Genomic DNA, 24,497 nt, shown 5'->3' with positions numbered 1-24,497 from the left:
GGAAACACCCTTCACGCGATAAACAGCACTGTCATCTGCGGCCGACAACTCCCCCACTTACCGACCGTTCGTTCTGTAAATAGTACACGGGCGCGCATCCGTTGCGTACCTTCCGAGTTTTTGTCCAGATATGCAGGCCTAACCCGCCCTGAAGTCAGCATATGTGGACAAAAACTCCGGGATTAGAGGACCGTAACGCCCAGGTGCGCCGCGAGCAGGGGTGCCAGCAGACTCAGCTGGTAGTCGTCGATCACCACACCGGCCAGGCTGCCGAGCCCGCTGATGCTCCGGAATTCCGTGACGCGCAGATCGAAGTCCTTGAGCCTTGCGCCGCTAACGTCAAGCGAGCCGATGGTGCAGTTCTTCAGCGCCACCCTGGTCCCCGATGCCGAACCGAGGTCCAGCTCATTGATGATGCAGTCAGTGATCAGGACATCCGTGAGCTTGGCGCCGCGCAGGTTGAGGAAGTCCAGCTTGCCGCCGTCGATGCGGACCGACTGCCAGCCGCTCTCATACAGTTCCGCCGATCCCAGGCGGGGGTTCCGCAGCTCAACGTCCCGCCAGGTGCTCCGGGCGGCCCGAAAGACGGGCGCGTACAACTCGGCGAGGATGCAGTCGCGAAAGGATGAACCACGCAGTTGGGTGTCATTGAAGGAAATGCCCTGGAACTCACACTCGGCAAAATCCGTGCCGCCCAATTCCAGGCCGTCGGCCTCCACACGCCTGTACCGGACGCCGTCGTGCCTTGCACCACGCCGGAAACCCCGTCCGGGATCCTCATCCAGGTCCTGCAACACCACAGGCGAGAGCCTGGGGGCCGTAATTTTGGACGCGCCGGCTTTAGCTGTGCCGCCGCGACCGGCCGGAGCCGCCGCCACTACGGGAGCGATTCCGCTTTGGCGGCGATCTCCGTCAAGTCCTTCGTGAGGGCCTTCCGGGTGGCGGCCATGCCCATCCTGCCGAACAGCAGCATCATGATCTTGCTGGCGAGGGTGGGCTTGATGATCTCGGCACCGAACGTGAGGGTGAGGTCCGTACCGCCGTCACGCGGGGCGAGGCTGAACCGGGTGGTGTAGTCCGCGCCGCCCTGCTCGGCCTTAACGGTGGTGCTGCGGCCCGGCTCGGCTTCGGACACCCACATCTCCACCGTTTCAGCCTTTCCGAACATCTTCCGGGTCTCCTTCCAGCGCGTCCCCTCGCCGTACGGGCCGTCGGTGAGGAGCTGGACGGAATCAACCCCGGAAAGGGTGGCCGCCGAGCCGGGGATGTCCGTGATAACGGACCATACTTTTTCCGGTGGCGCCTGGATGTGCTGGGTGAGGCTCATGCTGTGGTCCATGTTCCGAGCCTAGCGGCGGGCTCCGACAATCGACAGGCACCCCCAGCGGTCCGGAACACAAGAGGCTTGAAATAGTAAGTAAGCTTCGTGTTAGGGTGAAAAGGCACTGTTTGATCAACGGAAACGAAAGGAGGCCACCACCATGGGCCTCGGAGACAAGATCAGTAACGCAGCAGAAGACCTCGGCGGCAAGGCCAAGGAAGCAACGGGCAATGCCACCGACAATGACCGTCTGAAGGCTGAAGGCCAGACCGACCAGGTCAAGGCTGACGCCAAGAAGGTCGGCGAAAGCGTCAAGGACGAGTTCAAGCGCGACTAGCCTCTTCCTGCGGCAGTCCGGCTTAACCAGGCGGGCTGTAACAGAGCGAAACGGCGGCGGATCCCCAAGGATCCGCCGCCGTTCTGTTTCTCCCCTTCCAGTCGAGCACCGGGACCCGTCACCAACCGCTGCGGGTGGGGGTATGCCCTTGGCGGGAGTCCTCGGGCATCGCCATTTCGGCGCGCAACCCGAGGAGCCGGATGGGGCGGTCCGGCTCGATTTTCGCCACGAGGTCAAGGGCCCGGGCCAGTACTTCCGCAGGGTCTGACGTCTGGGGGATCTTCCGGGCGTACGTCTTGGTGATGAACGGGGCATACCGGACCTTGAGCGTGAGTCCCACCACCGGCCGCCCCTCGCCTGCGACATCCTCGAGGACGTGCGCTGCCAGCTCGCGGACGGCGTCGTCGATCTGCCCGGGTTCCGTCAGATCACGCTGGAACGTGGTTTCACGGCTGTGCCCGCGCGCCACCCAGGGCGTGTCATCCACTTCCCGCGCACCGTCGCCCCGCCCAAGCTGGGCGTACCACGGGCCCATCTTCGGCCCGAACTCAGGGACCAGGTCCTCGGGGTTGGACGCAGCAAGCTCGGCAACGGTTTTGATGCCGAGTGTGGCGAGGCGGCGCGAAACCTTCGTTCCCACGCCCCACAGCTCGATGGTGGGCCGGCTCCCCATCACCTCAAGCCAGTTCTGTTCGGTGAGCCGGAAGACACCGGCGGGCTTGCCGAACGTCGTGGCCACCTTTGCCCGGACCAGGGTGTCACCGATGCCCACACTGCAGTGCAGCCGTGTCTCTTCAAGGACGGCGCGCTGCAGCTGCCGGGCATAGGCCTCGGGGTCCTCCGCCTGCACCCCAACAAACGCTTCGTCCCAGCCCAGCACCTGAACGGTGGCCCCGGGTTGCGAGCGCAGGACCGCCATGACTTTGTCGGATGCTTCCAGGTACGCCTCCTGGTCAACCGGCAGGATAACGGCGTCGGGCACTTTCCGCGCGGCGATGCGCAGCGGCATACCCGAGCCGACGCCGTACTCCCTGGCCTCGTAGGACGCCGTCGAAACCACTGCCCGCTCGGTGGGGTCGCCGCGGCCGCCGATAATCACCGCCTTGCCCGCCAGTTCGGGCCGGCGGAGCACCTCTACGGCCGCGATGAACTGGTCAAGGTCCACATGCAGCACCCACGGTTCATTCACAAGCCCCAGTCTGCCCCGGCCACGGTCTGCGCACCACCGTCTCCGCCGACCGCCGTCGAAATCGCTGGAACGGTGTCCGGACGCTGGAACGTTCCGGCGGCCCGGCATCGTTCCGGCGATCCGGCATCGTTCCGGCGATTGCGGGACTTTCCACATAACGACGGTGGCCCTCGCCCCGGACGGCGGAGGCACCTGAAGCTTGGTGGATGACACAGCTCTCCGCACCTTTGCCACAGCTGCCCGCCGCAGGAAACCTGTGGCGTACTGACCAACTGCATGCCAGCGGACTCAATTCGAGAGCCATCCGGCGCCTCGTCAGCCACGGAGGCCTGGTCCGCCTGAGGTACGGCTGCTACATTCGCGCCTCCTTCTGGGAGAAGCAGTCTGCCGCACTTCGCAGCGTGCAGTTGATCCATGCCCACGCCCACGGGACACTGACTACTTCAACGGGAAGCTTCGTCTACAGCCACACCTCCGCCGCACGCCTTCACAAGCTCTTCCTGTGGAATGCGGACGACCTGATTCACATCCTGCTTCGGGTCCGGCCGTCCAGCGAGCGGCTCGGGAAGGATGTCCGGGGTCACAGCCGGCCCTACACCGATTCGGAAGTAACAACCATCGGAAGGCTTAGGGTGACGGCCCTTGAGCGAACAGTCGTGGACTGCTGCATGATGCTTGAATACCGCCAAGCACTGATACTCGCCGACCAGGCGCTGCGGCTTGGTGCCGACTTCGATCGCATGAAGGCGATGGCCAACAATCTCTCGGGCCATAGCGGAGTAAGAAACCTCCGGCTCGCACTTGCCCACGCGGATGCCAGCGCCGAATCAGCCGGAGAAACGCTGACCCGTGAGCTCCTTGCACGCCTGAAGCTGCCTACGCCCGAGGCGCAGGTCGAGGTCAGGAGCCGGCTGGGCGTGCACCGTCTCGATTTCGCCTGGAGAAAAAAGAAAGTAGCTCTCGAGTTCGACGGGAAGGTCAAATACTTCGACTACGCACCCACGGCCGAGGTTCTGTTCCAGGAGCGGCGCCGGGAGAAGGCACTCACTGAAGACGGGTGGCTGTTCGTCCGGGTGGAGTGGAAGGATCTTTTCCGGGAGCAGGAGTTCAAGAACCGAATCCTCACAGCCCTCTCCCAACCTGACAGCGTCCGGATCGCCGGAACAGTGCCCGGACGCTGAAGCGTTCCGGCTACCCGGCACGTTTCCGGCGATTCAGACCTCCCGGGCGCCGCACAAGCCGGAGAACGACGACGGCGGGCCGCCCCCTAGAGGGTGACCCGCCGCCGTCGTACTAGCGAGAAGTCCTAGCTGTACAGCTCGCTCTTGGGCTGGTTGTTCTTGACCTTCTGCCAGCCCAGCCACAGGACCACCGCGAAGAACGGGATGGTGGCCAGGGTCCAGAGGCCCAGGTAGAAAACCTCGCCGCTCTTGCTCGTCATGGTGTCGAAGCCGATGAGCACGGTGATGGCGAGCAGGCCCACCAGGCCGGCCCAGCTGGTCCACGGCGAACCGGGCATCGGCAGGCTGGACGTCACACCCTTGCGGTGGCGCAGCACAATCTGGCTGGCGAAGATGGAGCCCCAACAGAAGATCACGCCGATGGAGGCCGAGTTCAGGGCCAGGTCGAACGCGTAGGAGCCGCCCAGCCAGATGTTCAGCAGGATGCCCACCAGGTAGAAGGCCGCGATGGCGAGGATGGCCGCGTACGGGACGTGGCGCTTGGACATCTTGGTGAGCCACTGCGGGGCGTGGCCGTTGTTGGCCATGGTGCGGAACACGCGGCCGATCGAGTACAGGCCGGAGTTGCAGGAGGACAGGGCCGCGGTGATCACGATCATGTTCATCACGTCGCCCACCCAGGCCAGGCCCATCTGGCCGAAGACCGTGACGAACGGCGAGGTCCCGGCCACGTACTGGTCGGACGGCAGCAGCATGGCCAGCAGGGTGACCGAACCGACGTAGAACACCACGATCCGGAGGACGACGGCGCGGATCGCCTTGGGCACTTCGCGTTCCGGGTTCTGCATCTCGCCGGCGGTGATGCCCACCAGTTCGATGCCGTTGTAGGCGAAGATCACGGCATTGAGGACCAGGACCATCACCAGGGCGCCCTTGGGGAACATGCCGCCTTCCGCGGCAAACAGGTTCGCTACGGAGGCGTTGCCGTCACCCACCTGGGCGTTGGTGATGACCATAAACGTGCCCACCGCCAGGAAGATCAGGATGGCGCCCACCTTGAGGCAGGAGGCCCAGAATTCGAACTCCCCGAACGCCTTGACGCTGAGCAGGTTCACTGCCACCAGCAGCGCCAGGGCGGCGATTGCGGAGGCTTCCACCGGTACGTTGGGGAAGAAGAACTGGAAGTACAGGCCGATGGCGATCAGTTCGGCGATGCCGGTCATGCCCCAGTTGATGAAGTACATCCAGCCGGAGAGGTAGGCACCCTTTTTGCCGAACATCTCGCCGGCGTAGCTGACGAATGAGCCCGAGGTCTGGCGGTACATGATGAGTTCGCCGAGCGCCCGCATCAGCAGGTAGGCGATGACGCCGGCAATGGCGTAGGAGAAAATCAGGGCCGGGCCGGTGGAGGCCAGGCGTCCGCCGGCACCCATAAACAGGCCGACGCCGATGGCGCCGCCCATGGCGATCATGGTGACGTGGCGCCTGCCCAGCGTTTTGCTGTAACCCTCGGCGCTGAGGGTGGGGTCGACGGCGGTGGATGGTGCCGTGGGGTTCTGGAGATCTGCGGGGGTACTTTGAGGCACAACGGTTCCTTGTGGGTTGGGGGTTGGCCGCATCCGGAACACGGATGATTCCGCTCACAAAATTCGGTGGAATGCCGGTTAGGCAACCGAATGTGGTCGGAATCTCGCGTGGCACCGAAGCTTCGCGCGGCTCGTCTATCCTACAAGACGCGAAGGGGTGCCACGTGACGCGCACTACACGGGCATCTGGAGGACCAGATTCTGCTGCCGGTCCACCGATGCCGTGTACGGGCGCAAATTCTCCGCGCCTGTAGTCGAACAGCCCGTCACCAGGTCAAACGCGTGCTGGTGCAGCGGACACACCACCACGTCAAGGTCGATGGTTCCGTCCGCCAGCGGGCCGCCCTTGTGCGGGCAGACGGCCGGGAGCGCCCGGAGCGAGCCGTCGCGGAGCCGGAACACGGCAACCTGCCCGCCGTCCACGGCAAACGCCCTGCCCTCGCCCAACGGAATCTGCTCCACCGGGCCCAGGACGAAGCTTTTTCCTCCTGCTGTTGCCCCGCCACCCGTCGGACCGCCACCCATCGCACCGCCACCCATCGGACCGGCAGTCATCGGACGGGCACCTGCGGCAGCACCGTCAGCGGCAGGGAGGTGCGGAACTGCCCCGGGGTCATCGGGTCCACACGTTCGATCCAGGGGTCCTCGTAGCTGTCCACCGAGTCCTGCATGGCTGCATCCAACTGCGCTGCAAGCCCCTCCGAATCGGCCACAATCACGTCCCGCAGATGCTCAATGCCAACCCGCGGAACAAACGCATACGTCCGTTCCAGCCAGTTGGCGCGTTCCCGGTAATACTGCATAAACCTCCCGGCGAGGACCTTCACTTCTTCGGGATCCTCAACGGTTGCCAGAAGATCGCCCTTGCGGATATGGGCGCCGGCAGCGCCACCCACATAGATCTCCCACCTGCCGCCTTCCACAGCCACCACGCCAACATCCTTCACCAGCGATTCGGCGCAGTTCCGGGGGCACCCGGACACTGCCAGTTTCAGCTTGGCCGGTGCCTCGATCCCCTGGAAACGCGATTCGATCTCGATGCCCAGCTTGGTGGAATCCCCTGTTCCGTAGCGGCAGAAATCCTTGCCCACGCAGGTCTTCACGGTGCGGAAACTCTTGCCGTACGCGTAGCCCGAGGGCATGTCCAGGTCAGCCCACACCTGTGGCAGGTCCTCCTTGCGGATCCCCAGCAGGTCGATCCGCTGCCCGCCGGTGAGCTTGATCAGCGGGACCTTGTGCTTTTCGGCAACATCGGCGATCCGGCGAAGCTGCTGTACCGAGGTCACGCCGCCTTTCATCTGCGGCACCACCGAGAAGGTGCCGTCGCGCTGGATGTTGGCGTGCACGCGGTCGTTGATGAACCGGGCGTCGCGTTCGTCAATGTACCCGTCAGCCAGCATCATCTTCAGCAGCGAGGCCAGCCCCATCTTGGACTTCGCATCCTCGCCGCCGGGCGCGAGGGCCTGGAAGACGGCCGAGACCGAGCGCAGCCCGCGCTTCCGGATTTCCGCCATCAACGCCGCCTTGTCCAGGGGAATGGCGGGGACGTAATAGTTGGCCGCAGGGTCCTCGTCCACGACTCCGTCCGCAGCCCATTCCACAACCTGCCGAACCAGCAGTTTGCACGAGCCGCACCCTTTGCCGGCGCGGGTGGCGTCCATCGCTCCGGCGACGCTGGAGCACCCGCCCTGCACGGCGTCCACCAGTGTCTTTTTGCTGACGCCGTTGCAGTTGCACACCTGTGCGTCGTCACTGAGATCGGCCACTCCGGTGTCCCCGTCCGGGGTGCCGAGATCGAACATCAGCCCGATCCGTTCCTCAGGCAGGGGCAGCCCGCGGTCGTACGCCTGGGTCAGGTAGGCCACCTTCCGGCTGTCGCCGAGAAGCGTGGCGCCCACCATCTTGTTATCCCGCACCACGATGGATTTGAAGACGCCGCGGCTGGGTTCGGAGAAGACGATGTGCTCGTCGGTGTCGAGTTCCGGCCCCTGCAATCCCATGGAGGCTACTTCGACGCCGGCCACCTTCAGTTTGGTGGCGGTGCGGGAACCCAGGTACAGGGCGGAGGTGTCCGTCCCGGTCACATGGCTGGCCAGGACCACGGCCTGTTCCCAGAGCGGTGCGACGAGGCCGTACACCTCGCCGCGGTGCTGGACGCACTCCCCCACCGCGTAGATATCGTCCTCGTCCTGGACCCGGAGCCGGTCATCCACCACGATGGCCCGCTCCACCGGAAGGCCGCTCAGCACGGCAAGCTCCACGTTGGGGCGGATTCCGGCGGCCACCACCACCATGTCGCAGGCGATCCCGGTACCGTCGCGGAGGCTGACCCCGGTGACCCTGTCGTTTCCCAGCACGGCCGTGGTGCGGCTGCCGGTCAGTACCCCGATACCCAGGGCCTCCACGCTGCGGCGAAGCACCGCACCGCCGTCGGGCCCCATCTGCGCGCTCATCAGGTGCCCGGCCGAATGGACCACGTCCACGTCGATGCCGTGACTCCGCAACCCGTAGGCCGCCTCAAGGCCCAGCAGTCCGCCGCCAATCACCACCGCCCGCCGGTGGTGCTCATGCTGGGCGTACGCCACCATTTTGCGGGTGTCATCGATGGTGCGGAACCCGAAGACGCCCTGCTTGACCTGCCCGCCCGGGGTGTACAGCCCGTCCATGGGCGGCATGTGGGAGCGGCTTCCGGTGGCGATGATCAGGGTGTCGTAGGGCGTCACCCTGCCGTCATTGGAAAAGACGTGCTTGGTGAACCGGTCAATCCGGTCCACCCTGACGCCGGCGTGCAGTGTGATGCCGTTGTCCTGGTACCAGGACAGGGAGTTGAGGAAGATGTCGGCGTCGCTTTCCTCCCCGGAGAGGACGTGGCTGAGCATGATCCGGTTGTAGTTCCCGTAGGGTTCATCGCCGAACATGGTGATGGTGAACTGTCCGGCGCCCCCGCGGGCGAGGATTTCCTCCACCGCCCGGGCTCCGGCCATGCCGTTGCCGATGACCACGAGCCGGCGGCGCACGTGCCCGGCTGGCGCCGGTCCGGACGGCCGGGTCCGCGGGCTGTCCATCACGCTGGTCATCAGTGTTCCACCATGCCCAGGTCGATCACCACGGACCCGCTGACGCCCTCCGGAGCAGCAAGGTGAAGCTCGACGGCGGACCCGCCCTCGATGTCCTCCACCACCCGCAGCGGAACGTGGACGTCGCTCTTGGCGCCGATGGGAAAGTACCGCATGGGCACGCCGTTGCGCAGCAGGACAACCGTGATCAGCTCGGAGCTTGAGTTTCCTCCGCGGAAGTAGAGCGTCTGGTTGATGACGCCGTCCGGGACGTAGTGGGAGAGCTCGCTGTGGATGGGCACTGGCTTTTCCATGCCCGCACCCTGGAAGGGGAAGATGCCTTGCAGGAAAAGGTTCTTGGTCAGCATGGCGTTCCCTTTCGGCCGGCAGCAACTGGTACAGCCCATCCTGCTGCGCCGATGTTTCGGCCGGCCGGTTCCCCGGTAACGATCCCTTAACGCAAAACTCACGGTTTTCCGTAGCCTGGAAGGTTCAGGCGGGAGCGAGCACGCCCTGGTCCATCGAGTAGCGGATCCAGCGGCCTGCGGTCCGGCCGCCATTCCCGGCAGCGGCGTCCCCGGCAGCCGCTCCTCCGGCGGCCTGCTGGCACTCGGCAAACCACTTCCGGAGGGCACGGTCGTGACTGACCATCACCAGCGTTCCAGTGAACCCGGCGAGCGCCGCCTCCAGCTGTTCCACCAGCACGGGTGCCAGGTGGTTGGTGGGTTCGTCCACTATCAGGGTGCCGTAGCCGCCGAGCAGCAGCCGGGCGAGGGCCAGCCTGCGCTGCTGTCCGGCCGAGAGGCTGCCGACCGGAACATGGAACTCGCTGGTGCGGAACAGTCCCAAGCGCAGCAGGGCCTCGGCGTGTTCGTCGATGTTCCCGCCCAGGCCTGTTGCGAAGGCGGGCAGCAGCCGGAGCGACGGACGGGTTGGGAGTTCAAGTTCCTGCTGCAGGTAGCCCACCCGGTCCGGCCGGGAAACACTGCCGCCGGCAGGGGCCAGGGTTCCGGCGAGCACGGACAGCAGCGTGGACTTGCCGGCACCGTTGGGCCCAACGATCAGGATTTTCTCGCCGGCGCGGGCAAGGATGTCGGTGGCCTGGAGCCTTCCCGGGACGGTGACGCCACGGGCGGATAAAACCGGACCATCGGCGCTGTCCGGTGAGGAAACAGCCAGGGATTCCGGCGCGGCGAGCCGCAGCGGCACCGGCGGCTGCTCAACCGGGCTGGCCTCGAGCCGCCGCAACCGTTCCCGGGCATTGCGGACCTGGCTGCTCGCGGCCCGTTCCCAGGTGCCCGTTTTGAAGCCGAACGCCATCTTGTCGGCGTCGCGCTTGCGGCCGTACCCCATGTTCCCGGCCCGCGTTTCCGCCTGCTGCTTCTCCGCGGCCATGGCGTCCAGCCAGCCGTGGTACTGCTGGACCCAGCGTTGGCGCTCGGCGGCCTTCTCCCGGAGGTAGCCGTCATAGCCGTTGCCGTAGCGGGTCACGGTGCGGCGCTCGGCGTCCACTTCGATGACCGTGGCGGCCACCTTGCGGAGCAGCACCCTGTCGTGCGAGACCACCACCACGATGCCGCGGTGGGCCGCCAGCCGTTCCTCCAGCCATGCCACGCCCCGGGCATCGAGGTGGTTGGTGGGTTCGTCCAGGAGCAGGATGTCCGCGGGGTCGGCCAGGACGCAGGCCAGCGCCACGCGTTCCTGCTCGCCGCCGGACAGCGATCCGAGTGTCCGGTTCCGGTCCAGGCCGCCCAGGCCCAGCCGGTCCAGCGCAGCTTCCACCCGGGATTCGGCGGCGTAGCCCTCACGCAGCTGGTACTCGGTCTGCAGCCTGCCGTAGGTTTCCAGGTCGTCGTCTGCGGCGTCGGCCAGCCCGGCCTCGAGCCGGTCCAGCTCCGCTTCCAGCGCGCGGAGGGACTCGAGGGAAGCGTCAATGGCCCCGCCCACGGTGAAGGATTCCGGCAGCCCGTGGGTCTGGGCGAGGTAACCCACCCGGCCGCTGGCGGTGGCGGTGCCCTCCTGCGGCTGTTCGGTCCCGGCCAGGATCCGCAGGAGGGTGGATTTGCCGGCGCCGTTTTCGCCCACCACGGCCACGTGCTCACGGGCGGTGATGGTCAGGTCGATGCCGTCCAGCAGCAGGCGGTCCCCATAGCCGTGGGAGACGCCGGAAAGGTTCAGGTGTTCAGTCAAGGGAAGTCCTCGCAAGCTCCGAAGTGTGGCCGCGGGAGCTGGACGCCTGCATGCGATGCTCGACCAACGGCCTTGGATTTTGGGGGAACAGTCCGGCGCGGCCGGGCTGCTGTCAGGACTTCATCGCTCCAGCCTGCCCGCCGGCGCCTATTGAGTCAAGCGGGGGTTGAGTCACGCTGTTGCCTTCCCAGGCACCCAAGGTACGACGCCGGCACCCACCGAGGGCGCCGCCGTCGTCCGCCCGGAGGTGGTTGGCTTATACGGCGAGCGCCGCCGCTTTCCTGCGGCGGGCCTTGGCCAGCCGCGTACCAATCAGGCCCTGCCGGGGACTGAAGAGATAGACCACGGCGAACACCACGCCCTGGGTGAGCACCACCATGGCCCCGGATGCGGTGTCCAGGTAATAGCTGATGTAGATGCCGGCCAGTGAGCAGACGGCGGAGATCACCGGCGCGATGACCAGCATGCGCGAGAAACGGTCTGTCAGCAGGTAGGCGGTGGCGCCGGGGATGATGAGCATGGCCACCACCAGCACCACACCCACGGTCTGCAGTGCCACTACCGAGGTCAGCGCGAGCAGGCCCAGCAGAAGGGCGCCGAGCCGTTTGGGTGAGAGCCCGATGGCGTGCGCATGGGTGGGGTCGAAGGCGTAGAGGGTGAGGTCGCGCCGCTTGAGGATCAGGATGGCGAAGGCCACCACGCCCAGCACGAGGACTTGGATCAGGTCGGGGACGCTGACGCCCAGGAGGTTGCCGAAGATGATGTGGTTGAGGTCGGTCTGGCTCGGTGTCACCGAAATCAGCACCAGGCCCAGGGCGAACAGGGAGGAGAACACGATCCCGATCGCGGCGTCCTCCTTCACGCGGCTGGTACTGCGGACCACCCCGATCAGGGTGACGGCGACGAGGGCGAAGACGAGTGCCCCCAGCGCAAACGGGGCGCCGACGATGTAGGCCAGCACCACTCCCGGCAGCACGGCGTGGGAGACGGCGTCGCCCATCAGGGACCAGCCGATCAGCACCAGCCAGCAGCTCAGCACGGCGCAGACCACGGCGGCCAGTGCGGTGGTGAGCAGCGCCCGGACCATAAAGTCGTAACCCAGCGGTTCGAGGAGCAACTCCATTATGGGTTCCCCCTCTTGTGGCCCGGCAGTTCCCGGTCCAGCACGTCCAGGCCGAACGCCATGGCAAGGTTCTCCGGCTGCAGCACCACTTCAGGCGGCCCGTGCATCAGGACTTTGTGCATCAGGAGGATCGCTTCGTCGCACAGCTGCGGCAGGGCATGCAGATCGTGGGTGGACACCAGGATGGTGCAGCCGTCGGAGGACAGTTCGCGCAGGAGCCGGGTGATGGTGGCCTCGGATCGCTTGTCCACACCGGCGAAGGGTTCATCCAGGAGCATGGTGGTGGCGCCCTGGGCGATCCCGCGGGCCACGAAGGCGCGCTTCTTCTGGCCGCCAGAGAGCTGGCCGATCTGGCGCCCGGCGTACTGCCCCAACTCCACCCGGTCCAGAGCTTCGTCCACGGCGAGGCGGTCCGCCTTCGAAGCGCGGCGGGTGAAGCCCTGGTGGCCGTAGCGGCCCATCATCACCACGTCGCGAACGGACAGTGGGAACTGCCAGTCAACGTCCTCGCTCTGCGGCACATAGCCGATGCCGCCCTGCTTGCGCGCCTTGGAAGGTGACGCTCCGTTGATCCGGACGGTGCCGGCGTCGGGCTTGATCATTCCCATGATCACCTTGAACAGCGTGGACTTGCCGGAGCCGTTCATGCCCACCAGGCCGCAGATCCGGGCGGGTTCCAGGGCCAGGGACGCCGCGTCCAGCGCCAGGACGTCGCCGTAATGGACGGTGACGTTGTCAACGAGGATGGCCTGCGCGGTCATGGCACAGCTCCTGCGGTGGCTCCGGCAAGTGCTTTGGTGATGAGGCCGGCGTCGTGCCGGATGAGGTCCAGGTAGGTGGGCACCGGCCCGTCCGCCTCGGACAGGGAGTCCACGTAGAGGGTGCCGCCGAACTTGGCGCCGGTGGCCCCCACCACCTGCTGCATGGGTGCATCCGAGACCGTGGATTCGCAGAAAACCGCTGGGACTTTATTGGCCTTGACGTATTCGATCGCCCGGGTGATCTGTTGCGGGGTTGCCTGCTGTTCGGCGTTGACGGCCCAGATGTACACCTCTTTGAGCCCGGCGTCGCGGGCCAGGTAGGAGAACGCGCCTTCGCAGGTGACCAGGGCGCGCTGGTTCTCGGGAAGGCCGGACAGGCTCGTGACCATCTGGTCCTGCACAGCCTGCAGCTCGGCCTTGTAGGCGTCCCCGTTGGCCTTGAAGACTCCCGCGTTCTCAGGATCCAGGTCGCTGAAGGCCTTCACCATGTTGTCCACGTAGATCTGCACGTTCACGGGCGACATCCACGCGTGCGGGTTCGGCTTGCCCTGGTAGGAGTCCTCGCTGATGGACACCACCTCCACACCGTCGCTCACCACGGCATGCGGCACGTCCAGGCCTTCCACGAACTGGGCGAACCAGGCCTCCAGGTTCAGTCCGTTGTCCAGGATGAGGTCCGCCTTGGAGGCTTTCCGGATGTCGCCGGGGGTGGGTTCGTAACCGTGGATCTCGGCGCCGGCTTTGGTGATCGACTCGACGGTGAGCTTGTCCCCGGCAACGTTCCTGGCGACGTCGGCCAGCACCGTGAAGGTGGTCAGGACCACCTTCTTGCTGCCGCCGTCCGTTCCGGTCGCCCCTCCCGAGCAGGCTGTCAGCAGGAGGGAAAGCACGACGGCGGCTGCCGCGGCCAGGCGCAAGCGCTCCTTGCGGAGGGCGGGGGTCCGGGCGGCTACTTTGGCGCACCGAAATAAAAGTTTAGGCATACCGAATATTCTAGGCGACCCCTGAATCCTCCGGCAATGCTGTTACGGCAGTGCAGTGGGATGTGTGGGGATAGGCTGAAACCATGGCCATTGCACACCGCCGACCACCAGCTCCGCAGCCAGAGCTCTACCGGTTTACGGCACTGGACTTCACCACCGCGGGCCTTTACGTGGCGATTGCCGGGTTCTTCGCGGTGGCCGGCCAACTGGTGGAACCGTTCCTGCGCCAGATTGCCCCTACCCCCGCCGCGGCCTCCTATGCCACAAACCTGCTCTTCTATGCCTCGGTGGGAATTCTTGCCCTGCTTGCTGCCCGGCGCGTGGTGGCCCGTGACCTGCGGGTCCTGGCAACCAGGCCGTGGTTCACCCTGCTGATGGTGCCCGCAGCCGTGATCGCGATGATGATCCTCTCGGCCATCGCCGTGGCGGCCAGCGGCAGTGTGGCGACGTCCGAGAACCAGGCGGGCCTGCAGGCGCTGATGCAGCAGGTCCCGGCCTGGCTGATGGTCCCGCTGCTGGTGGTGGTGGGCCCGTTTGTGGAGGAGTACATCTTCCGCCACCTGCTGATCGGCAAGCTGAGCCGGCGGGTCAACATCTGGGTGTGTTGCCTCCTGTCCGTGTTCCTGTTCGCCGCCCTTCACATCGTGGGCCAGGAAGCACTGACCCTGACCGTCCTGCTGCCGTACCTGGCCATGGGGGCAACGCTGGTATTTGTGTATGTGTGGACCGGCAGGAACCTGATGTTCTCCTACTTCGTGCACGCCGCCAAGAACCTGCTGGCAGTGGTTTTTATCTACGCCATCCCGCCCGAGGTCTTCGAACAGCTCCAGCAGGTCCAGGCCTAAAAGCAACGCGGGGTCAGGCACGGCCCAATGAGGCCAATTTTTTGGGCCAAAAGTGACCCCGCGATGCTGTCGCAATGGCCCCGGCCCACGTAGCTTGGTGCCATGGGACTGAATATCCAGATCGTCATCGACTGCCGCGATCCGCACCACCTCGCAGAGTGGTGGGCGGAATCCCTCGACTGGGCGGTGGAACCCCAGGACGAGGGCTTCATCCGCTCCATGATCGAGCAGGGCTACGCCACCGAAGACCAGACAACAACCCACAACGGAAAACTGGTGTGGCGGGATGCGTGTGCCATCCGGCCGACTGAGGAGCTGGAGGCGAAGGCACCGCAGCGGCGGCTCCTGTTCCAGACGGCGCCGGAGGAAAAGACCGTCAAGAACCGGGTGCACTGGGACTTGAACCTGGCAGGCCGGGACAAGGATGACGTGCGGCGGGAACTCGAGGCCCGCGGCGCAACATTCCTGTGGACAGCCAATGAAGGACCGCATTTCTGGCACACCATGGCTGACCCTGAAGGCAACGAGTTCTGCATCAGCTGACCCCGATTACTAGACTTGGACGGTGAGCAACCAAATCCCCGCCCCTGTGTCCGACGTCTTCGATCCCACCCGCTGGCGTGTTGTGTCCGGCTTCGAGGACTTCCAGGACATGACCTACCACCGGCAGGTGGAAAGGGATTCCGACGGCGGCTGGGTGCGTGACCTGCCCACGGTCCGGATCGCTTTCAACCGGCCCGAGGTCCGCAACGCCTTCCGGCCCGGCACCGTGGATGAGCTGTACCGGGCTATGGACCACGCCCGGATGTCACCGGACGTCGCCACCGTCCTGCTCACCGGCAACGGCCCCTCCCCCAAGGACGGCGGCCACTCCTTCTGCTCCGGCGGGGACCAGCGGATCAGGGGCCGGGACGGGTACCGGTATGCCGACGGTGAGACCCAGGAAAGCATCGACCCCGCCCGGGCCGGCAGGCTGCACATCCTGGAAGTCCAGCGGCTGATGCGGACCATGCCCAAGGTGGTCATCGCCGTCGTCAACGGCTGGGCAGCCGGCGGCGGGCACTCCCTGCACGTGGTGGCTGACCTCACCATCGCCTCCCGGCAGCACGGCAGGTTCAAGCAGACCGACGCCACGGTGGGAAGCTTTGACGCCGGCTACGGCTCCGCCCTGCTGGCGCGGCAGATCGGCCAGAAGGCTGCCCGGGAAATCTTCTTCCTGGCCCGCGAATATTCCGCAGAGGACATGGTTCGCATGGGCGCCGTCAATGAGGCGGTGGACCACGAGCGCCTCGAGGAAGTGGCCCTGGAGTACGCCGCTGACATCGCCCGGCAGTCTCCGCAGGCCATCCGGATGCTGAAGTTCGCTTTCAACCTTGCCGACGACGGGCTGGCCGGCCAGCAGGTGTTCGCCGGCGAGGCCACGCGCCTGGCCTACATGACGGACGAGGCGGTGGAGGGCAAGGAGGCGTTCCTGCAAAAACGCGATCCGGACTGGTCCGGCTTCCCGCACTACTTTTAAGGCAGGACCGGCCATGAGTACCGAACCTGCCGGCGCCCGCATCAGCGGCGCCCTCAACATCGATCCCGCGCTGAAGGCCCTTGCTGCAGCCCTTCACGGTGAAGGCCCTGCGGTGGAACTTTCCGTCAACGACCAAGGCCACCTGATGGTGGGCCACGTGGAAACCCCCGGCTGCGACGACGCCGTCGCCGTGGTCCGCACGTCCGGTTCCACCGGGACCCCCAAGGCCACCGTCCTCACCGTTGAATCCCTGGCCGCGTCCTCCATGGCCACGGCCCTGGCGCTCAAGGGCGAGGGCCAGTGGCTGCTGGCGCTGCCCCTGCAGTTCGTCGCGGGCATCCAGGTCCTGGTCCGTTCCCTCTTCGCCGGCACCCGCCCGTGGGTGATGGACATGTCCGGCGGGTTTACCCCCGAAGCCTTCACCGCGGCAGCCCTGGAGCTGACCGATAAGATCCGGTTCACCTCCCTGGTCCCCACCCAGCTGCAGCGGCTGCTGGAGGATCCGTCACCGGAAACACTGGCTGCGCTCCGCCGCTTCAATGCCGTCCTGCTGGGTGGGGCTCCTGCTTCCGCTTCGCTGCTGGCCGCTGCCAGGGATGCGGGCGTCCGCGTGGTCACCACGTACGGTTCCGCCGAGACCTCCGGCGGCTGCATCTACAACGGGTTTCCGCTGGAAGGTGTCTCGGTCCGGGTGGACGGGGACGGCCGGATCCTGCTGGGCGGCGACACCATCGCCGCCGGCTACCTGGAAGCCCCGGACCAGGAGTCCGGCACCTTCTTCGAAGAGGACGGCGTGCGCTGGTACCGCACCAGCGACCTCGGCACCATCGACGAGGACGGCCGCCTCACCGTCCTGGGCCGCGTCGATGACGTGATCATCACCGGTGGCATCAAAGTGTCTGCCGCGCACGTGCAGGAACAGCTGGAAAAGTCCGACGCCGTGGCCGCGGCTTTTGTGGCGGGCGTCCCGTCCGCGGAATGGGGCCAGGCCGTGGCGGCTTACGTGGCACTGGCCGCAGAAGGCCCCGGGACGGGTACCGGGACCGCCTCCGAAAGCGGCGATGACGCACCCAGCCGGGACCACGCCGTCGTCCTTGAACAGGAATGGCACCGGACCCTGGGCATCCTGGCGCCCAAAACCGTGCTCGCCGCCCCCGCGCTGCTCATGCTGCCGAACGGAAAGCCGGACCGGCTGGCCATGGCCGCCGAACTCAACGCCCTGCACGAGGGAAAGTAGAGTAGACCTGCACCACCTGGCAGGACCCCCATCCTGCCGCCTTCCCCAAACCAACGCGAGGTACTGACCGTGGCCACAGCCGCACAATGGATCCAAGGCGCCCGACTCCGGACGCTGCCCGCTGCGATTGCGCCGGTGCTGATCGGCTCCGCCGCCGCCTACGAGATGGATTCGTTCCTCCTGTTCAACGCCATCCTCGCGGCGCTCGTGGCACTCCTGCTCCAGGTGGGCGTGAACTTCGCCAATGACTACTCGGACGGCATCCGCGGCACGGACGATGACCGGGTGGGCCCGCTCCGCCTGGTCGGTTCAGGCGCCGCGAAGCCCGAACACGTCAAATATGCCGCTTTCGGTACGTTTGCTGCCGCCATGGTGTTTGGCCTGGTCCTGGTGGTGATCACCCAAAGCTGGTGGCTGATCCTGGTGGGCCTGGGCTGCGTGATGGCGGCCTGGGGCTACACCGGCGGCAAAAACCCCTACGGCTACATGGGCCTGGGCGACGTGTTTGTGTTTGTGTTCTTCGGGCTGGTGGCCACACTGGGAACCACCTATACCCAGGCAGGGCAAATCAACCTTCCGGCCATCATCGGTGCGATCGGCACCGGGCTGATCGCCACGGCGCTGCTCATGGCCAACAACGTCCGGGATATCCCCACCGACATCCAGGCCGGCAAGAAAACCCTGGCCGTGCGACTGGGCGACAAGCATGCCCGCGAAAGCTACGTGCTGATGCTTGCCGTGGCCATCATGCTGGTGGTGATCCTGGCCCCGGGACGGCCGTGGATGCTGATTGTCCTGCTGCTGATTCCGGCCTGCCTGATGCCTGCGTGGCTGATGATCAATGGCCGCAAACGCAAGAGCCTGATCCCCGTCCTGAAGCAGACCGGGCTGATCAACCTCGGGTACAGCCTGCTGTTCTCGCTGGGCCTGGTGCTCAGCCACGGCTTCTAGGCTTTTGCTGCTGCCCGCCTGCTGTTGCCGGCCGGCTGTTGCCTATTGGGTGCCGCTACGGACGCTTGGGGTCCTTGGCGTCATTGCTGATGGCGATGTCCGGGTTGGCGTCCAGGAGCGCGTCCTCGGCGTTCGCGTCCTGCACTTCGCCCGCTGAACGCAGCGGCTTGGCCTTGCCGGAAAAACGCTGGTGCAGGGCTGCTGCTGCCGCGTCCCGCTGCTTCTGGAAGAACAGGTAGCTCACGGCGAAGGCGATCAGTGCTGCGCAGATGACGGACATCAGCACACCGAGCTGCAGGAGCATAAAAACCACAAACAGGGGCGCGAAGAGTGCCAGGCGGATCAGGGAATATTTCAAAAAGGCCACTATTCAAGTTTAGCCGCCTCCCGCCGAAGGCCCCCGCGCCTCCTGACGATAGACTTAATGGCATGCTCCTCCGTGTGGCTTTGGCCGTGACAGTCCTCGTCATCTTTGTGTATGGCCTCGTGGACGTGATCCGCACTGATGGGCGACTCACCCGGGGAATCTCCAAACCGGCCTGGATTGTGGTCATGATTGTCCTGCCCGTGATCGGCGCAATCCTTTGGCTCCTCATCGGCCGGCCGCGCGGCAGCTCCCCCCAGCAGAGCCAGCGCCATCCCACCGCGCCGGACGATGATCCGGACTTCCTCCGCAACCTTGAAGCGCGCCGGCGCAACCAGGCAGAAGCGGAGCGCCTGAAGCGGCTCAAGGAGGAAATGGACGCCAAGGCGAAGAATCACGGCGACGGCAAGGCCGGCGGCATGGACAAGCACGAAACCGGCAAGCACGAAACAGACGAGCACGATACCGACGAACTTAAGTAGGGGCTTATGGTTCAGGAACCTGAGGGAGAAGACCGGCTGCGGACCACCGCCAAGGGGGCCGCAGCGCCGCCTTCACCCTCAGGACCGCCTGCGCCTCCGCCCAGGCCCGGTGTGTCCTGGTCCGCCCCCGCACCCATCCTCGCCGTCCCGGAGGCGCCGCGCAGCGTCCGGAACGCGAGGCTGCTGTGGATTTTCAGTTTCGTAGCGGGACTTGCCGTCCTCGCCGGATCCTTCATGACCCGCGATTCGCATCTCGAGCGGCTGAAAGCCGTAGTGGAGGGGATGGCGCAGGGCGGGGATGCCGAGGCCGTCACCACGGCAACGGCCGTGGTCTTTTGGGGCAGCCTGGGTGCTGTCCTCCTGGTGATCCTGCTGGAGGCCGCCATGCTGGGCGTGGTGATGGGCCGCAGGGGCTGGGCAAGGTGGGTGCTGCTCCTCCTGCTGGCCGGGCACGCCGTGGTCCTGCTGGTGGCCGCTGCCTTCCTGGTTCCCGACGGCGATGCCGGCAGCTATGTGGTGCTGCTCTGGGGCCTTGGTCTCCTGCTGGCTGTTGCCGGACTGGTGTTCTTCTTTATGCCCTCCGCCAACGCCTGGCTGAAGTCCGGCCGCTAGATGTACTGACGCTGACGTCCTGACGCTAGGCAGGCTGCCCCGCCAGCTGGGCGCATTCAGCGACCACGGCCTCGCAGCTGCGGATGACCACCCTGCAGACTTCGACGGCGGAACGGTCGGTGAACGGGTTTTCCGCCAGGGCATGCCAACGGTCCAGCCGGCGGCGTGCTTCGGCAACCAGCTGGTCCGGGCCTGCATCGGCGTCCAGCCCCAGCCGCACATGTGACGCTGCACCCCAGCCTCCGATCAGGCCTTCGGCTTCAGTTGCAAGTTCCGCGGGAAGGGTGGTGCCGGTGGTCCTCAGCGTAGCCAGCAGCCTCAGTTCGCGGAACTCGTGGGCGTTGACCTGCAGCCGTTCCAGTGCCCCTGCCAGCTGGCCGGTTCCTTCGCGGGGAGACGTCCGCAGCAGCGTTTCCACGCCCACCAGCGCTGTCCTTGCCTTGAGTGCGTCGGCGCGGGCCTGGAACTGGCGCCCCAGCAAGTCAAGCAGCGGGTGCAGTCCGCTGCGCCGGGCGAGTTCGTGCGCCAGCGGCGTGGGCTCGGAAAACCCGTTGCGGATGAGGACCACTGCCAAACGGATGCCGAACACGCCGTACCTCTGCAGCAGCGAGGCGCGCGCCGCCGTCGTCAATCCCTCCGGCCCTGCGGAGCGCAGGAACCGGTCCGCGGACAGCAGCAGCTTTTCCCGGTCTTTCCGTTCCATTCCGGCCAGCAGTTGGAGGGCCTCGAAGTCGGCCTGGCGCATGCTGCGGGCGCTCTGCGCCAGGAGCCCGGCCACCGGGACCACCCCCAAGGCCAGCTTCCGCAGGCTGTGGTCCCGGCGGTATCTTTCGGCGATTTCCCCGGCGGAGAGGAGGGAATCGATCCGCCCGGCGCCCACCTCATCTGCCCGGGAGAGCACAGCCAGGGCATTCACGGTTCCGGACCTCCCCGCCTCGGTGTCCTTGAACGACTCGAGGAACCGCAAGTCGGACGCGTGCATGTGGCGCATCAGGTAGATGATGGCGTCGGCTTCGGACGGCGTGTCCGCCGGGGTGAGGAAGGTGGTGGACCGTGCCGCCACGTCCGTTGAAAGTGACGCGATGCCCGGGGTATCGATCAGGGTCATGTCCCGCAGGCCCGGCGACGGCCATTCCACATCGAGCCGGTCAACATCGTCCGCTGTGATGTCGCCCAGGACAAACACCAGGCGGCCGTCCACGCGCTTGACAGGAAGGCTCCGGGGTTCGCCGTTGACGGGATAGAGGGTGATCCGGGGTGTGTGGCCATAGCGGTACCAGGTGACGATCCGGGTGCATTCAGCAGTATCCGTGGGCGCAATTTCTTCGCCGAGGATGGCGTTGAGGAGGGTGGACTTCCCGGCCTTGACCATGCCGGCGACGGCGATGCGCAGCGGTTCATCCAGCCTCCTGGCATAGCCCTGCAACAATGCCACAGCTGCCGGGTCGTCCTTGTAGACGTCCAGGGCCTGCCCTACGAGGTCCGCCACCCCCTCAATGGTTGAGGCCGTCATCCCACCGCCGCCACAGCCGGTGCCACCTCCAACGTGCGGGCTGGGCCTGTTGGCGGCTCGGAGTCCGAGGGTGCAGGCTTGGCGGCCCGCGCTGCGCTTGCGGCCACTTCGGCGGCCACCGCCTCAGCAGCGCGGGTCAGGGCGTCAACCTTCTTGAGCTCAGCCTTGATCTCGCGGATGCGTACGTCCTTTTCCAGGGTGTAAGTCGTGGCGGCTTTCTGGGCCGCTGACACTGAATCCGCCAGGGAGCGGTGGTGCTCGTCCGCGATCTCCGTGAAGTGGTCCCTGGTGGAACGCTGGACCAGCCGCAGCCGGTCCTTCAACTGCTTGCCCACCTGGAAGGTCACGTCGTCCAGTTGGCGCCGCACCAGGGCCTTAGCCTCGGCCTGGCGCCGCTTGAGCCGGGCTTCCTTGTCCTCCCGGTAGGCCTTGCGCCCCAGCAGGAGGCCGGCGCCCACGGAGAGTGGATTGATGAGGGCCATGCCGAAGATCCCGGTGATAAGGCCGAACATCAGCACGCCGCCGTAAGACCCGCGCATGCCGATCAACACTTTTTGCATGGCATTGACGCGGCCGTCGTCGAGCGTGGGCATATCGTCCACCGGGTCGAGCGCGTCGCCTGAATCCGAGACGTGAAGGACGGGAAGGGTCACCTCGTCCGCCGCAAAATGCTCGGCCACCTGGGCGGCCAGCCACTGCGCCCGCTCGCTGGTCCAGACAAACGTGTCCGATATGGCCGCCGCAGCGCACTCTTCGAGCCACTTGGAAAACTGCGGCCAGGTGGGTCCCGGATCGCCGAGGTCGATCGCTGCCTCGGCCTCGCGCTGGATGCGGCGGAGGCGGTCCCGCAGGTCGTACTCCATATCGGCGATCAGGTCGCTGATGCCGTCGTTAAGGGTGATTTGCCACCTTGCGGACCGTTTGCGAAGCTCGTCAGCCTCCGCCTTGGCCGCTTCAAGGCCGGCGAGCATTTTCGGCGTGTTCTCAGGGTTTTCCAGTGCTTCGAGCTCCGACTGCAGCGACAGGCGGAGGTTCTCGGCGACCGACAGCAGGTCCTGGCTGACGGAGCGGCGCTGAAGGCGCTGCGCCTTGCCCACGATTTCGTCCCGGACGTGCGTGATCAGGCGGGGGAAGCCGGATTCTGAATTCAATTCAGCGTCCTGAAGGCGTGCGGCTTCGAGCCTGAGGTCCGAGGAGACGGCAAACAGCGGAATGTCCGGGGACACCTGGGCCAGGTGCCCCCTGTCGATGTCCTGGACGCGCCGCCAGTCCGGGTAAATATCGGTCTTGGACAGGACACCCACAACGCTGGGGGTAATACGCATGGCCTGGCGCAGGAAGCGCAACTCCGGTTCGGTGTACTCCTGCGACGCGTCCGACACCAGCAGCATGGCATCGGCGGTGGGCAGCGCGGTGAGCGTGGACAGGGTGTGGGAGGAGTTCAGTCCCCCTACGCCCGGAGAGTCAATGACGGTAAGGCCGCCCGTAAGGAGTTTGCGAGGCAGGTACACCTCACCCGCCACAAGCTTTTTGGTGTTTCCGGGGTTGCCCCGCTCGGAAACATAGGAGGGCAAGTCGGCGATGGGGACTGGCCGGCGTTCTATGGTGGTTTCGTCGCCGGCGTCAGAGTCCCCCTTGGGAACAAGGATGGCAGCGGAAGCCGTGTCACCGTAGCGGACAACAGTGGGGACGGAAGTGGCGATGTCGTCGTCGACAGGACATACCGGGGCGTTCACGAGAGCGTTGATGAGCTTGCTTTTGCCTTGCTTGAATTCGCCCACAACGATCACGCGGATGCTGGGGTCTTTCAACCTCTTCAACGTGTGGTCGAGGCGTTTACGAAGATCCGCGCGGTCTCCTGTGCCTGTCAGTTCGAGGCCGTGCTCAACCAGCCTTACGAGTTGCGCTGCCGTCGCCGGTGTTGTTGGTTTGGCCTGTCCTGCTTCTGCCACAGCGTGTCCTTTGCCTCTGGTCTTGATCGGGAACGAGGGGTGGGCCGGGAAGAGCCCGGCAGGAGGTGGATGCCTCCTGCCGGGCGCCTGCCGTACCCCGAGACTAGTTCTCGATGGTGGCGTCGTCGCCGGCGACTGCGGCGTTGACTTCCTCTACATTCACTTCCGTGCTCGACTCCTGGGTGAAGGAATCCTCCACCGTGAAGGAATCCTCGACCTCGATCGGGTTGAAAGAATCTGTCGCAGTGTTGGTGGTGTCGTTGAAGGAATCCTCCAGCTCAACGTCGACTTCAGTGGTCTCCTCGTTGAAGGAGTCCGTGAGGGTGACGTTATTGGTGGTCTCCTCGGTGTTGAAGGAGTCTTCCAGCTCAACATCCACGTCGACGTCGGTATTGATGGACTCGTCCCTGTTGAAGGACTCGTCGATTTCTACGCTCTCATCGTTGAAGGAATCGTCGATTTCGACCTCGGTGTTCGTCGAGTGGTCGTCGTTGAACGAATCCTCAACATCGACATCCAGATCCGTGTTGAAGGAGTCGTCGATATCCGTGTCCGTGTTGCCAACACTGGCATCGCGTCCGGCGTTGATGGAGTTGTCGGTCGAGTTATCCGTTGAGTTGTCCGTGTTGTAGGAGTCCTCGATGTTGTTGGAATCCTCAACGTCCGCGTCGTCGCCGGCTGCGATGGCGCGGTCGCCCGAGGCCACCACGGAATCGTTGTCGAACCACTGCCGGACGTCGCCGTCAGCCCAGATGTTCTGGTTGACCGACTGGTCGGTGATGGTGTCCCGGTCGTCCACCGTGGAGGTGTAGGAGTAGTTGTTCACCACATGGTGCAGCTGCTGGATGGCGTGTGCATGGTCGTCGTTATCGTGGTGCCCGCCGCCGTGCCCGCCACCGGCCGGCGGCGGGGTGTAACCGCCGCCACCGTTATGGTCGGTGCTGGCGCTGTTGCCGCCGGTGTTGTAGTCCCGGTCGAACCGCGAAGCGTTGATCGTGACCGGTGCGTAGTCCAGGACAACCGGCATGGCTGCGTCAACGTCAGCCGAGCAGACGCCCCCAAGGCCATGGTCTTCAAGAACGCGTTCCGGATCATCCAGGAAATCCTGGGCGGCCTGGCGGTCGCCGAAGAGCTGCATCAGGAACTGGACGAGATCGTTTGCGAGTGTCATTTGATGGTCCTCAATCTTCTCGAAAGTTGCGGATCGCCCGGCGTCCTTACCGGGCTTGAATCAAACGTAGGGTTACCTCCGGGGACCGGGCATCGGTCCATTTCCCCCTGCCGGCGATTCCCCC

The 24,497-nt window shown here is 65.6% G+C and carries 24 protein-coding genes; 9 read left to right on the top strand and 15 right to left on the bottom strand.

All coding sequences use genetic code 11. The annotated features are described in order from the left end of the window. Positions 1-182: 182 nt before the first annotated feature. Positions 183-824 carry a pentapeptide repeat-containing protein gene (locus ARTSIC4J27_RS04000; protein WP_152683771.1) on the bottom strand — a complete coding sequence of 214 codons (642 nt, stop codon included), beginning with the start codon at positions 822-824 and terminating at the stop codon, positions 183-185. 53 nt (positions 825-877) lie between these two features. Then, on the bottom strand, positions 878-1,339 hold the full coding sequence (locus tag ARTSIC4J27_RS03995; protein ID WP_050053912.1) for an SRPBCC family protein: 462 nt from the start codon (positions 1,337-1,339) through the stop codon (positions 878-880). Between the two features lie 142 nt (positions 1,340-1,481). On the opposite strand from ARTSIC4J27_RS03995, the gene ARTSIC4J27_RS03990 reads away from it, so the two are divergent. Continuing rightward, positions 1,482-1,658, top strand: coding sequence for a CsbD family protein (locus ARTSIC4J27_RS03990; protein ID WP_050053911.1), 177 nt, complete (start codon positions 1,482-1,484; stop codon positions 1,656-1,658). Between the two features lie 118 nt (positions 1,659-1,776). Here the strand turns inward: ARTSIC4J27_RS03990 and ARTSIC4J27_RS03985 are convergent, their stop codons facing one another. Further along, entirely contained in the window at positions 1,777-2,847 is a 1,071-nt protein-coding gene (locus tag ARTSIC4J27_RS03985; RefSeq protein ID WP_456107066.1) for a DNA polymerase IV, read from the bottom strand. Between the two features lie 206 nt (positions 2,848-3,053). Here ARTSIC4J27_RS03985 and ARTSIC4J27_RS03980 point away from each other — a divergent pair, with 206 nt between their 5' ends. Then, complete coding sequence (locus ARTSIC4J27_RS03980) at positions 3,054-4,028, top strand: type IV toxin-antitoxin system AbiEi family antitoxin domain-containing protein (RefSeq protein WP_050053909.1); 975 nt, start codon at positions 3,054-3,056, stop codon at positions 4,026-4,028. A gap of 125 nt (positions 4,029-4,153) precedes the next feature. On the opposite strand, the gene ARTSIC4J27_RS03975 is transcribed toward ARTSIC4J27_RS03980, so the two are convergent. From ARTSIC4J27_RS03975 to ARTSIC4J27_RS03940, 8 genes are all read right to left on the bottom strand, one after another. Next, positions 4,154-5,614 carry an amino acid permease gene (locus tag ARTSIC4J27_RS03975; RefSeq protein ID WP_050053908.1) on the bottom strand — a complete coding sequence of 487 codons (1,461 nt, stop codon included), beginning with the start codon at positions 5,612-5,614 and terminating at the stop codon, positions 4,154-4,156. A gap of 174 nt (positions 5,615-5,788) precedes the next feature. Beyond that, positions 5,789-6,139 carry a Rieske (2Fe-2S) protein gene (locus tag ARTSIC4J27_RS03970; RefSeq protein ID WP_050053943.1) on the bottom strand — a complete coding sequence of 117 codons (351 nt, stop codon included), beginning with the start codon at positions 6,137-6,139 and terminating at the stop codon, positions 5,789-5,791. A gap of 26 nt (positions 6,140-6,165) precedes the next feature. Beyond that, positions 6,166-8,691 (bottom strand): nitrite reductase large subunit NirB, encoded by a 2,526-nt coding sequence (gene nirB / locus ARTSIC4J27_RS03965; protein WP_235436517.1) that lies wholly within the window; start codon positions 8,689-8,691, stop codon positions 6,166-6,168. Beyond that, positions 8,691-9,038, bottom strand: a complete 348-nt coding sequence (locus ARTSIC4J27_RS03960; RefSeq protein WP_050053907.1) for a hypothetical protein — start codon at positions 9,036-9,038, stop codon at positions 8,691-8,693. The genes nirB and ARTSIC4J27_RS03960 overlap by 1 nt, the downstream gene beginning before the upstream one ends. Before the next feature lie 124 nt (positions 9,039-9,162). Further along, positions 9,163-10,860, bottom strand: a complete 1,698-nt coding sequence (locus ARTSIC4J27_RS03955) for an ABC-F family ATP-binding cassette domain-containing protein (RefSeq protein WP_050053906.1) — start codon at positions 10,858-10,860, stop codon at positions 9,163-9,165. 256 nt (positions 10,861-11,116) lie between these two features. Then, entirely contained in the window at positions 11,117-11,983 is an 867-nt protein-coding gene (locus tag ARTSIC4J27_RS03950; protein WP_050053905.1) for a metal ABC transporter permease, read from the bottom strand. Continuing rightward, positions 11,983-12,744, bottom strand: a complete 762-nt coding sequence (locus tag ARTSIC4J27_RS03945) for a metal ABC transporter ATP-binding protein (RefSeq protein WP_050053904.1) — start codon at positions 12,742-12,744, stop codon at positions 11,983-11,985. Before ARTSIC4J27_RS03945 ends, ARTSIC4J27_RS03950 begins: the two co-directional genes overlap by 1 nt. Continuing rightward, positions 12,741-13,727: a metal ABC transporter substrate-binding protein gene (locus ARTSIC4J27_RS03940; RefSeq protein WP_083435300.1), complete on the bottom strand. Its 987-nt coding sequence runs from the start codon at positions 13,725-13,727 to the stop codon at positions 12,741-12,743. Before ARTSIC4J27_RS03940 ends, ARTSIC4J27_RS03945 begins: the two co-directional genes overlap by 4 nt. An 83-nt stretch (positions 13,728-13,810) precedes the next feature. Between ARTSIC4J27_RS03940 and ARTSIC4J27_RS03935 the strand changes: the two genes are divergently transcribed. The 5 genes from ARTSIC4J27_RS03935 to ARTSIC4J27_RS03915 all read left to right on the top strand — a co-directional run bounded on the left by ARTSIC4J27_RS03935 (position 13,811) and on the right by ARTSIC4J27_RS03915 (position 18,279). Then, positions 13,811-14,572 (top strand): CPBP family intramembrane glutamic endopeptidase, encoded by a 762-nt coding sequence (locus tag ARTSIC4J27_RS03935; RefSeq protein ID WP_050053902.1) that lies wholly within the window; start codon positions 13,811-13,813, stop codon positions 14,570-14,572. A 102-nt stretch (positions 14,573-14,674) separates the two neighbouring features. Then, on the top strand, positions 14,675-15,115 hold the full coding sequence (locus tag ARTSIC4J27_RS03930; RefSeq protein WP_050053901.1) for a VOC family protein: 441 nt from the start codon (positions 14,675-14,677) through the stop codon (positions 15,113-15,115). 22 nt (positions 15,116-15,137) lie between these two features. Then, positions 15,138-16,091 carry a 1,4-dihydroxy-2-naphthoyl-CoA synthase gene (locus ARTSIC4J27_RS03925; RefSeq protein WP_050053900.1) on the top strand — a complete coding sequence of 318 codons (954 nt, stop codon included), beginning with the start codon at positions 15,138-15,140 and terminating at the stop codon, positions 16,089-16,091. A 13-nt stretch (positions 16,092-16,104) separates the two neighbouring features. Then, complete coding sequence (locus ARTSIC4J27_RS03920; protein ID WP_050053899.1) at positions 16,105-17,328, top strand: AMP-binding protein; 1,224 nt, start codon at positions 16,105-16,107, stop codon at positions 17,326-17,328. A 69-nt stretch (positions 17,329-17,397) separates the two neighbouring features. Then, positions 17,398-18,279, top strand: coding sequence for a 1,4-dihydroxy-2-naphthoate polyprenyltransferase (locus tag ARTSIC4J27_RS03915; protein ID WP_050053898.1), 882 nt, complete (start codon positions 17,398-17,400; stop codon positions 18,277-18,279). Positions 18,280-18,334: 55 nt separating this feature from the next. Here ARTSIC4J27_RS03915 and ARTSIC4J27_RS03910 read toward each other — a convergent pair whose 3' ends face one another. Further along, the gene (locus tag ARTSIC4J27_RS03910; protein ID WP_200900745.1) at positions 18,335-18,646 is read right to left on the bottom strand and encodes a DUF4229 domain-containing protein; all 312 of its coding nucleotides are present in this window, start codon (positions 18,644-18,646) and stop codon (positions 18,335-18,337) included. A gap of 62 nt (positions 18,647-18,708) precedes the next feature. Here ARTSIC4J27_RS03910 and ARTSIC4J27_RS03905 point away from each other — a divergent pair, with 62 nt between their 5' ends. Both ARTSIC4J27_RS03905 and ARTSIC4J27_RS03900 read left to right on the top strand, forming a co-directional pair. Further along, positions 18,709-19,125, top strand: a complete 417-nt coding sequence (locus ARTSIC4J27_RS03905) for a PLD nuclease N-terminal domain-containing protein (RefSeq protein WP_050053896.1) — start codon at positions 18,709-18,711, stop codon at positions 19,123-19,125. A gap of 6 nt (positions 19,126-19,131) precedes the next feature. Continuing rightward, on the top strand, positions 19,132-19,737 hold the full coding sequence (locus tag ARTSIC4J27_RS03900; RefSeq protein WP_235436516.1) for a hypothetical protein: 606 nt from the start codon (positions 19,132-19,134) through the stop codon (positions 19,735-19,737). Between the two features lie 25 nt (positions 19,738-19,762). On the opposite strand, the gene ARTSIC4J27_RS03895 is transcribed toward ARTSIC4J27_RS03900, so the two are convergent. The 3 genes from ARTSIC4J27_RS03895 to ARTSIC4J27_RS03885 form a co-directional block, all read right to left on the bottom strand. Next, positions 19,763-21,250 carry a dynamin family protein gene (locus ARTSIC4J27_RS03895; RefSeq protein WP_050053894.1) on the bottom strand — a complete coding sequence of 496 codons (1,488 nt, stop codon included), beginning with the start codon at positions 21,248-21,250 and terminating at the stop codon, positions 19,763-19,765. Continuing rightward, entirely contained in the window at positions 21,247-23,202 is a 1,956-nt protein-coding gene (locus tag ARTSIC4J27_RS03890; protein ID WP_083435299.1) for a dynamin family protein, read from the bottom strand. The genes ARTSIC4J27_RS03895 and ARTSIC4J27_RS03890 overlap by 4 nt, the downstream gene beginning before the upstream one ends. Positions 23,203-23,305: 103 nt before the next feature. Further along, positions 23,306-24,373, bottom strand: a complete 1,068-nt coding sequence (locus tag ARTSIC4J27_RS03885) for an IniB N-terminal domain-containing protein (RefSeq protein ID WP_050053893.1) — start codon at positions 24,371-24,373, stop codon at positions 23,306-23,308. Positions 24,374-24,497: the final 124 nt, after the last annotated feature.

This window comes from Pseudarthrobacter siccitolerans (genome assembly GCF_001046895.1).
GTDB classification, from domain to species: Bacteria; Actinomycetota; Actinomycetes; order Actinomycetales; family Micrococcaceae; genus Arthrobacter; species Arthrobacter siccitolerans.
The sequence above is the reverse complement of the archived record's forward strand: the minus strand, read 5'-3'. Positions and strand labels throughout refer to the sequence as shown.